Here is a 2,049-nt window from a genome sequence, read left to right as displayed (position 1 = left end):
AATACCACGCATAACGCCGCGGTAAGCTGCGGCTATGTAGTTGATTGTGTTGTGGCAGCGTAGCGTCCGCCACATAAACAAGCGACGGAATAGACGTCAGACTTGACCGCCTTGTTACATGCTTACCATTCGATTTGTATCGCAGTACCAACACTTACCAAATCCATGAACTCATCCATCTCGGAATTTGTTAAGGCAATACAACCATTGGTCCAGTTGAACCTTTGAGCAATAATTGAAAGCCAGCCCAACCAATTTCTTTGCCCGTGAACCATTATAAAACCACCCGGAGAAACCCCTAACTTTTTGGCGTTTGCTTTATCTTGATCATTCGGGTAACTAATGTGCATTGCCCTGTAGAATGACGAATCTTCTTTTTTGTAGTCTAGGGTGTATCTACCTTCTGGTGTTTTTTCATCACCTTCTTGCTGCTTATGACCTTTTGGATTGGCTCCAAAAGCAACATGATATTCCTTCACTACTTTTTCGCCATCAAGTAGATACATTCGGCTTTCAGATTTATCCACCTTTACCAAGTCTACTCCAGCTATGGCTGAAGTAGAGATTAATAACATTAGCAGAATAATTATTCTCATGGGCATGTAACGCTGCAAACAGGGGCGCGCGTTAGCGCGTCCCGGCCGAAGGCCCTTGCTGCTTTGCCTTGTTATAACTTTTTCATACCCGAAGCGGATGTAATTAACGTTGTAATCAATGTGCCAGCCTGAGCGGGGGTAATCGAATCATTTGCAGCTATTTGACAGATATAGAACATTCCCATGTTGAGAAATGCAGTTCTTTCAGTAGTTGTTGTCAGCATACTTGCTGCTTCTTGAATTGAGCCAGAAACATCTAAGAGTGCTTGAGATGAGGCGGTAGCAGCCGGATCTGCGGCAACGGCTTGAGCCGTTTTGGATAGATTTAATATCGCATCAGATAATTTGGCCTCGGCTTTCATGTTGGCAGTTTTAATAGCCAAGGCTGTTTGCATACATGCCTCTCCGTCTTTAAAAAGAATAGCGGCGGATGTATCCGCCTCCCAGACAAGAATAGTACCTACGGTTTCTTTATTACTATCAGCGATGGATATGTAAGATCGTTTAAAATAGGTTCCGCCAAGTTGCGTACAGCCAGACAGCATTGTGGTGATAATCAAAACAATTAATGGTACTTTTTTCATAATTAAACCCTTTTTTGGGATGAGGTTTTATTGGTTATAACGCCGTGCGCACGGGCGGAGGCTGCGTAGCAGCCGGAGTCCAGCGCAGCGTGCGTGCCGCACCTTGTTATAGGTCATTTTATGGCTCGATATTTGTTTCATATTCAGAAAGTACCTGTGTAACAGAAGCATTATTTTTATATTTTTCTTTTAATTGAGAAAGTTCTGCATCTGTGCCCGTACACAACTCAATCATATTTTCTTCTAAGGATTGACGACGCCCTTCATCGTATGGTTCTTCGCCGCGAAAATGGTCGCAACCATCACGTTTTTCAGTAAATGATAAAACATCATCTGGGAGTTTTTCATCGCCGTATGATAAATATGAAAATGATAGTGCTGCTATAAAAATAAATAGTTTTCGTATCATGCGAACTCTCCAGATGACCTATAACGCCCAAATTTGCGGGCGGTTGAAGCGAAGCGTAAACCGCTCCGCAAGATTTGTTTGTTATACGCTATGTGCATACACCCTCATATACAAAATAACGTGATTTATTGTTACTAATGTCTTTGTGCTCAGTACAGCGCACATAAGCCGAATCACCATACATACTTTTTATAGGCTGTGGACACTCGTAAAGCTCGGGACGAACAGCAATTTGGCTACTCTTGGAAATATTGCCCTCACGAGATATGACGATTGCACCAGCTCCTTTACGTACGATAATAGTACTACCAGAAACAGCAAATAAATAAGAGTCTACAGGCATAGCCCATTGATTTATTACGGTACCAACTGCGTCAAACTCGTACACCTTTTCTGTACGCCGAATTCATATACTAAGTGCGACACTCATCCCATTAAGAGAGGCAAGCTGCGATAATCC

General features: G+C 42.7%; 3 protein-coding genes. All 3 read right to left on the bottom strand.

The features are described 5' to 3' along the window. Positions 1-122 precede the first annotated feature (122 nt). Entirely contained in the window at positions 123-527 is a 405-nt protein-coding gene (locus tag IDZ20_RS10885) for a L,D-transpeptidase family protein (protein WP_245792267.1), read from the bottom strand. A 140-nt stretch (positions 528-667) separates the two neighbouring features. Then, on the bottom strand, positions 668-1,180 hold the full coding sequence (locus tag IDZ20_RS10880) for a hypothetical protein (protein ID WP_188151463.1): 513 nt from the start codon (positions 1,178-1,180) through the stop codon (positions 668-670). 118 nt (positions 1,181-1,298) lie between these two features. Beyond that, the gene (locus tag IDZ20_RS10875) at positions 1,299-1,589 is read right to left on the bottom strand and encodes a hypothetical protein (RefSeq protein ID WP_188151462.1); all 291 of its coding nucleotides are present in this window, start codon (positions 1,587-1,589) and stop codon (positions 1,299-1,301) included. Between the last annotated feature and the right edge of the window lie 460 nt (positions 1,590-2,049).

This window comes from Teredinibacter waterburyi (assembly GCF_001922985.1).
Classification (GTDB): Bacteria; Pseudomonadota; Gammaproteobacteria; order Pseudomonadales; family Cellvibrionaceae; genus Teredinibacter; species Teredinibacter waterburyi.
Note: the sequence above shows the minus strand (reverse complement) of the source record. Positions and strands in the feature narration are given on the sequence as shown.

Coding starts and splice junctions, on each gene's coding strand:
- IDZ20_RS10880 (WP_188151463.1), bottom strand. CDS start 1,180: ATGAAAAAAGTACCATTAATTGTTTTGATTATCACCACAATGCTGTCT.
- IDZ20_RS10875 (WP_188151462.1), bottom strand. CDS start 1,589: ATGATACGAAAACTATTTATTTTTATAGCAGCACTATCATTTTCATAT.